This window comes from Frankia sp. Hr75.2 (assembly GCF_949319125.1).
In the GTDB taxonomy this organism is placed as follows: Bacteria; Actinomycetota; Actinomycetes; order Frankiales; family Frankiaceae; genus Parafrankia; species Parafrankia soli.
Window position 1 is genome coordinate 1 of sequence record NZ_CASGGV010000080.1, and the last position, 5,423, is coordinate 5,423.

5 protein-coding genes and 1 pseudogene are annotated in these 5,423 nt (G+C 72.5%); 3 read left to right on the forward strand and 3 right to left on the reverse strand.

Features of this window, described 5'->3' with window-relative positions; genetic code table 11:
* From AC559T_RS08050 to AC559T_RS08060, 3 genes and pseudogenes are all read left to right on the forward strand, one after another.
* The coding region (locus AC559T_RS08050; protein WP_498868293.1) for an IS110 family transposase at positions 1–359 on the forward strand (359 nt) is incomplete at its 5' end.
* Positions 360–545: 186 nt separating this feature from the next.
* On the forward strand, positions 546–911 hold the full coding sequence (locus AC559T_RS08055) for a transposase (RefSeq protein WP_498868297.1): 366 nt from the start codon (positions 546–548) through the stop codon (positions 909–911).
* A gap of 845 nt (positions 912–1,756) precedes the next feature.
* A pseudogene (locus AC559T_RS08060) lies at positions 1,757–1,948 on the forward strand (transposase domain-containing protein); the annotation flags it as partial.
* Positions 1,949–2,105: 157 nt separating this feature from the next.
* On the opposite strand, the gene AC559T_RS08065 reads toward AC559T_RS08060, so the two are convergent.
* The 3 genes from AC559T_RS08065 to AC559T_RS08075 are packed head-to-tail and all read right to left on the reverse strand — an operon-like array spanning position 2,106 to position 5,219.
* Positions 2,106–3,035: a zinc-dependent alcohol dehydrogenase gene (locus AC559T_RS08065; RefSeq protein WP_498868294.1), complete on the reverse strand. Its 930-nt coding sequence runs from the start codon at positions 3,033–3,035 to the stop codon at positions 2,106–2,108.
* Positions 3,032–4,237, reverse strand: a complete 1,206-nt coding sequence (locus tag AC559T_RS08070) for a CaiB/BaiF CoA transferase family protein (RefSeq protein WP_498868295.1) — start codon at positions 4,235–4,237, stop codon at positions 3,032–3,034. The genes AC559T_RS08065 and AC559T_RS08070 overlap by 4 nt, the downstream gene beginning before the upstream one ends.
* Positions 4,230–5,219: an LLM class flavin-dependent oxidoreductase gene (locus tag AC559T_RS08075; protein WP_498868296.1), complete on the reverse strand. Its 990-nt coding sequence runs from the start codon at positions 5,217–5,219 to the stop codon at positions 4,230–4,232. The genes AC559T_RS08070 and AC559T_RS08075 overlap by 8 nt, the downstream gene beginning before the upstream one ends.
* Positions 5,220–5,423: the final 204 nt, after the last annotated feature.

Sequence of the window (5,423 nt, forward strand, 5' to 3'; positions counted from 1 at the left end):
GGTTCGGCACCGACCGCCTCTGGGCGGTCGAGGACTGCCGCCTGCTGTCCCGCCGCCTTGAACGCGACCTGCTGGGAGCCGGCGAGCGTATCGTGCGCGTGCCCCCGAAACTGATGGCCCACGCCCGCGACGCAACGCGCACCTACGGCAAGTCCGACCCCATCGACGCCCTCGCGGTGGCCCGCGCAGCACTACGGGAACCCGACCTGCCCATGGCCCGTCTCGACGGCCCGGAGCGCGATATCCGGCTCCTCGTCGACCACCGCGACAGCCTCCTCGCCGAACGGACCCGCGTCATCAACAAGCTGCGTTGGCACCTGCACGAACTCGACCCCGGCGTGGCAGCCGCCCGCCCGTAGCCTCTGGCGGCCCAAGCACCTCCATGCCGTCACCGAACGGCTCGCCACGCACGAGACCCTGGTAGCCCGACTCGCACGCGACCTCGCCGACCGATGCCGTGATCTGACCGAACAGATCCAACGCCTCGCAGCCGAGCTCGAACCGCTCCTCGCCGCACAAGCACCGGCCCTGCTCGAGATCCCAGGCTGCGGCACACTGACCGCCGCGAAGATCCTCGGAGAGACCGCCGGCACCGCCGCTTCCGTTCCCGGCACGCCTACGCCCGCCACAACGGCACCGCGCCACTACCGGTCTGGTCCGGCAACCCCAGCCGACACCGCCTGTCGAGAACCGGGAACCGTCAACTCAACGCGGCCATCCACCGCGTCGCGATCACGCAAGCTCACTACCATCCAGCTGCCCGCGACCTGCTCCAACGCCGACGCGCCACCGGAGACACCGTCTCCGAATCGATCCGCGTCCTCAAACGCCGACTCTCCGACGTGATCTACAAGGCCCTCCTCGCCGACGCACCCCGCGACGACACCCCCGATCTCGCGGCAGCCAGTTGACATAGGAGCAAGTGGACGCCACTATCCCTGCTCCCGCCACCCACCCCCGTCTCCAACCGAGACCTCGACGACCACGGGACGTACCGGGACTCACTCAGGAACGGCACAGCAACCACCACAAAGCGCGCTCCTAAAGAAGGACGCCGAGCCAGACAAAGATGGAGAACTTCTCCCAGCAGGTGCCGGTGGGGCCGCCGCGGCCCGCGTTCCGAGGCTGACCGAACGCCGGCTGACCGGTCGTCGTTCCCGGTCGCTGTTGCCGGTCGAGGTGACGGTGCTGTCTGAAACAGGCCGCGTTGTCGTCGGGCGGGCAGGTGGACCTCGGGGCGGCCGGTCCGGGGCCGTGCCCGGGTGTGGCGGTCGGTCGGGTGGACGTCGGGGGTGTGGGTGGGGTGGTGGTGGTCGGCCAGGGTGGTCTGTGGACGCCGCCGCCGGAGCGGCCTCAAGAGGCCATCAGGCCCCCGACCTGGGCTTCTGTTGTCCCCGCCGGGCGCGGAAAAGTCCGACACGGGGGCTGCGGGGTACGTGGTGTCTCGTCAGGGCCGCTGCCCGCGAAGGCTTGCGGAACGCATCCCATACTGATCCGTCAAAGGTTCGGCGGGGACGGACACGTGCGGCCCTTTAGGCGCGCGAACGGAACACTCCACCCCGCGGCGAGAAACCGAACACGATGTCAGATCGCCCGGGGCCGACCGCGAGGACCACGTCGCCGGGTGCGCGCCGCCGCAGCCAGATCGCCGGGTGCCGACCGCGGGAGCCACGTCGCGATCAGCGCTGCCGGTGAGATCGTCCGGCCGCTGATCTCACTGAGGAGGATCCACACTCAATGTCGATAGAACACCGGCGTGGCGCGTCTCTCAAGGGCCCTTGAACTGCCCGCGGTCACCAACGAACGACTGACGGATCGTATTTCGATTGGCGTTCTTGCGTGTGTCGTTCCTCGAGATCTGGGCGACGAGGTACTCGCGGAAACGAGACAGCTGGAACAGTGGACGAGGCTGCTACCGGCCAGGGTCGTCATGTATTTCACCATGGCGAACTTGCCTCCCGCCGGCTCGTAGCCGTTGACGGCGTCCACCTCGACGTCGCTCTGGCGTGTCAACGTGAACCTCACCCTCCCTGTCATCCAGGCCCTGCCTGACGGCTCCCATCTCTGGCTGACGGGTGACCGGCGGCGGCAGGCCGCGGGCGGGGTCAGGGCTCGACGACGACCCGCAGGACGCCTCTGGAGCGGTCGCGGGCGGTCTCGAACGCGGCCGCGGCGTCGTCGATCGGGAACCGGTGGGAGATCAGCATCTGGGGGATCTCCGGCCGGGCGGCGAGCATGTCCGCCACCTCCGCGAACTCGCGGCGGCCGTCGTGCGCGCTGTACCCGAGCGACGGCCGCAGCGCGACCTCCTTCAGGGCCAGCTCGGAGTGCGGCAGCGTGACGCCCTGCAGGATGCCGGCGTAGACCACGGTCCCCCGCGGCCGGGCCAGCTCGATGGCGCGGTGCAGCGCGCTCTCGCTGCCGCCGGTCTCGATCACCACGTCGTAGTCCGTTCCGGGCGCCACGGCACCGAGGCGTTCGCGGGCCTCGTACTGGTGCGGATGGCGCGCCTCGACGGCGACCTCCGCCGCGCCGAGCGCCTGCGCCGCCGCGGCGGCGAGGATGCCGATGCCGCCCGCGCCGACGACCGCGACCCGGCTGCCCGGCCCCACCCCGCCGAGCCGGGCGGCGTGCCACGCGACCGACCCGGGCTCCACCAGACAGGCGTCGCGCAGCGCGAGCCCGGTGGGCAGCGGGGTGAGCGCCCGGCGCGGGGCACGGAAGTACTCGGCCATCCCGCCGGGCGCCGTCATTCCCAGCGCGCTGCCCAGCAGGGTGTCGCAGAACTGCCGGTTCCCGGCGTCGCAGTGGGCGCAGTTCCGGCAGCCGACGATCGCCTCGACGGCGACCGGCGTGCCGTCGGCGGTGACCCCGGCGATTTCGTGCCCGGCGATCTGCGTGCTGCCGTAGTCGAGATACAGGAAGTCCGACGCGCAGATGCCGACCGCCGCCACCCTGATCAGCTCGCCGTCGCCGGCCGGCTCGTCGACCTCGACCAGCTCGACGCCCGGCGGCGCGTTGCGGACCGCCTTCATCCGCGAGCCTGGCCGGGTGCGTCGGTGCCGCCTTGGGCGCCGGTGCCGTCGGGCCTGCCGTCGGACGCGGGCTCACGTGGGCGACCGACGGCGCCGCAGTCCGCCAGCTCGTCGATCTCGGACGCGCTCAGCCCGGCCTCCTCCAGCACCGCGCGCGTGTGCTGGCCCACCGGCGGCGGGGGGTAGCTCTCGGCCGGCGGTCGCTCGCCGTCGGCGTCGCGCAGGCGGACCGGGGAGCGCGGGACGGTCAGGCCGCCCACGTTCTGCAGCAGGCCGCGGGCGGCGACGTGCGGATCGCCCGGCAGGTCCGTGGCGCGGTTCACCCGCACCACGCTCGCGCCGAGGGGGCCGAGCTTCGCCACCCAGTCCTCGGCCCGCGCCGCCCGGAACTTCGCGGCGAGCTGCCCGGTCACCGCGTCCGGGTCGTCCCACCGGTGCAGCGTGGGCACGAGGTCCGCCAGCCCGAGCGCCGTACACAGCGCCGCCCAGGTGCGCGGCTCCGCGGCGGTCACGGCGATCCAGGTGCCCTCCGCGCACTCGTAGAGGTGCCGGTCCGGCCCTGCGGGAACGCCCCGCGGACCGGAGTCGATGATCCCGTCGGCGGAGGACAGCAGCCAGGTCGCCGACTCGGAGAGGCTGATGTCGAGCTGGCTGCCCCGGCCCGTCCGGTCCCGCTCCCGCAGCGCGGCGAGGATGCCGACGCTCGCCATGAGCGCGCCGACGGGGATGGGGAGGACCAGCTGCGGCTGCCAGGGCAGGCCCGGCTCCAGCGCCGTCAGCAGTCCCGAGTGGGCCGCGAACGACAGGTCGTGGCCGGACCACTGCGCATACGGCCCGTCCTGGCCGTAGCCCGTGATCGAGCACCAGACGAGCCCGGGTGCCCGCGCCGCCGCGTCGGCGTACCCGAAGCCCCGCTCGGCCATGGCGCCGGGCCGCTCGTTCTCGACGAGCACGTCCGCGTGTGCGGCCAGGCGCCCGAGCACCCCCAGCCCGCGGGGATGACGGAGGTCGAGGGCGATCGACCGCTTGCCGCGGTTCAGCCCGATCGGGCCGTCGAACAGCCGACCCTTCGGCGACTCGACCCGGATCACGTCCGCGCCCAGGTCCGCGAGCAGGACGGTGCAGAAGCCGCCGGGTGGCAGCCGGGTGAGATCCAGCACCGTGACCCCGCTCAGGGGCAGCTTCGGATCAGGATCAGTCATCGGTCCCTCCTGGGGCGACCCTCGGCAGAACCTCGCGCTCGAACAGCCGCAGGCTCGACCAGGCCAGGTCGATCGGCATGCCCCCGCAGAGCGGGTGGAAGTTCGCGAACGGGGTCCGGGACGCCCGCAGCTCGGTCACGAGCTGATCGGGCGTCCCGACGCGGAACTGTCCGCTCGCCCGCAGCTCGTCGACGTCGGCGACCGAGTGGTAGGGAGTCGAGACGTCGGCCTGCGCCTGCCAGGCGCCGTACGTGTTCATCTGGTGCAGGAAGTAGGGCGCCATCTGCTGCCAGCCCTTGTCCGGGTCCTCCGCGAGCACGGTCGTCCGGGTGGCGCCGATCGGGCTCGGGCCCGGGTCCGGACGCCCGAGCCGTTGGACCTCGTCCCGGTAGAACTCCCACACCCGCAGGTCCGAGGGGATGAAGCCGTCGGCGATGCGGGCGGCCCGCCGCGCGGCGGGCTCGCTGCTGCCCCCGAGCGAGATCCAGGGGCCGCTGGGCCGGTAGGGGCCGGGCGTGAGGTGCACCCGGCGCCCGCGGTAGTCGAAGGGCTGTCCCGAGAACGCCGCCTTGAGTGTCGTGACCACCTCGGTGACGCGACGCGGCCGCTCTTTCATCGGAACGCCGAACAGCTCGAACTCCTCGCGCACGTAGCCGGCGGCCACCACGAGGTCGACCCGGCCACGGCTGAGGTTGTCGAGCACGAGCAGGTCCTCGGCGAGCCGGAGAGGGTCGTGGAACGGCGCGATGAGCGCCGCGATGCTGAACCGGACGGTCTTCGTGCGCGCGGCCATGGCGGCGAGCATGACGACCGGGCTCGGCAGGTAGCCGTCGGCGGAACCGTGATGCTCGGAGAGGGTGACGGCGGAACAGCCCAGCCGGTCGGCCCACTCCACCATGTCCAGGGCCGCGGCGTAACGGTCCGCCGTCGCCGTGCCGGCGAACTCGGGGTTGCGGAAATCAAAGCGCAGTGCGAATCGCATGCGATCCACCTTCCGTCGCTGGGTGCCGTCGCCAGCAAGGGCGAACCGCGGGACCCGTGACCATCGGTGGGTACCGGGCGGCTACCTGCCGCCGCGGTACCCACCAGGCGTGTGCAGGACGACGGCGGCCGGCCACGCCACGTCGTGTCCTGCCGTGCCGTGCCGCCTGCGGCGTGCTCGCTCCGGCTCCCCGCGCCGGACTAG

Excerpts from the sequence above, each read along its gene's own strand:
- AC559T_RS08065 (WP_498868294.1), bottom strand. The coding sequence starts at position 3,035 with ATGAAGGCGGTCCGCAACGCGCCGCCGGGCGTCGAGCTGGTCGAGGTC.
- AC559T_RS08070 (WP_498868295.1), bottom strand. The coding sequence starts at position 4,237 with ATGACTGATCCTGATCCGAAGCTGCCCCTGAGCGGGGTCACGGTGCTG.
- AC559T_RS08075 (WP_498868296.1), bottom strand. The coding sequence starts at position 5,219 with ATGCGATTCGCACTGCGCTTTGATTTCCGCAACCCCGAGTTCGCCGGC.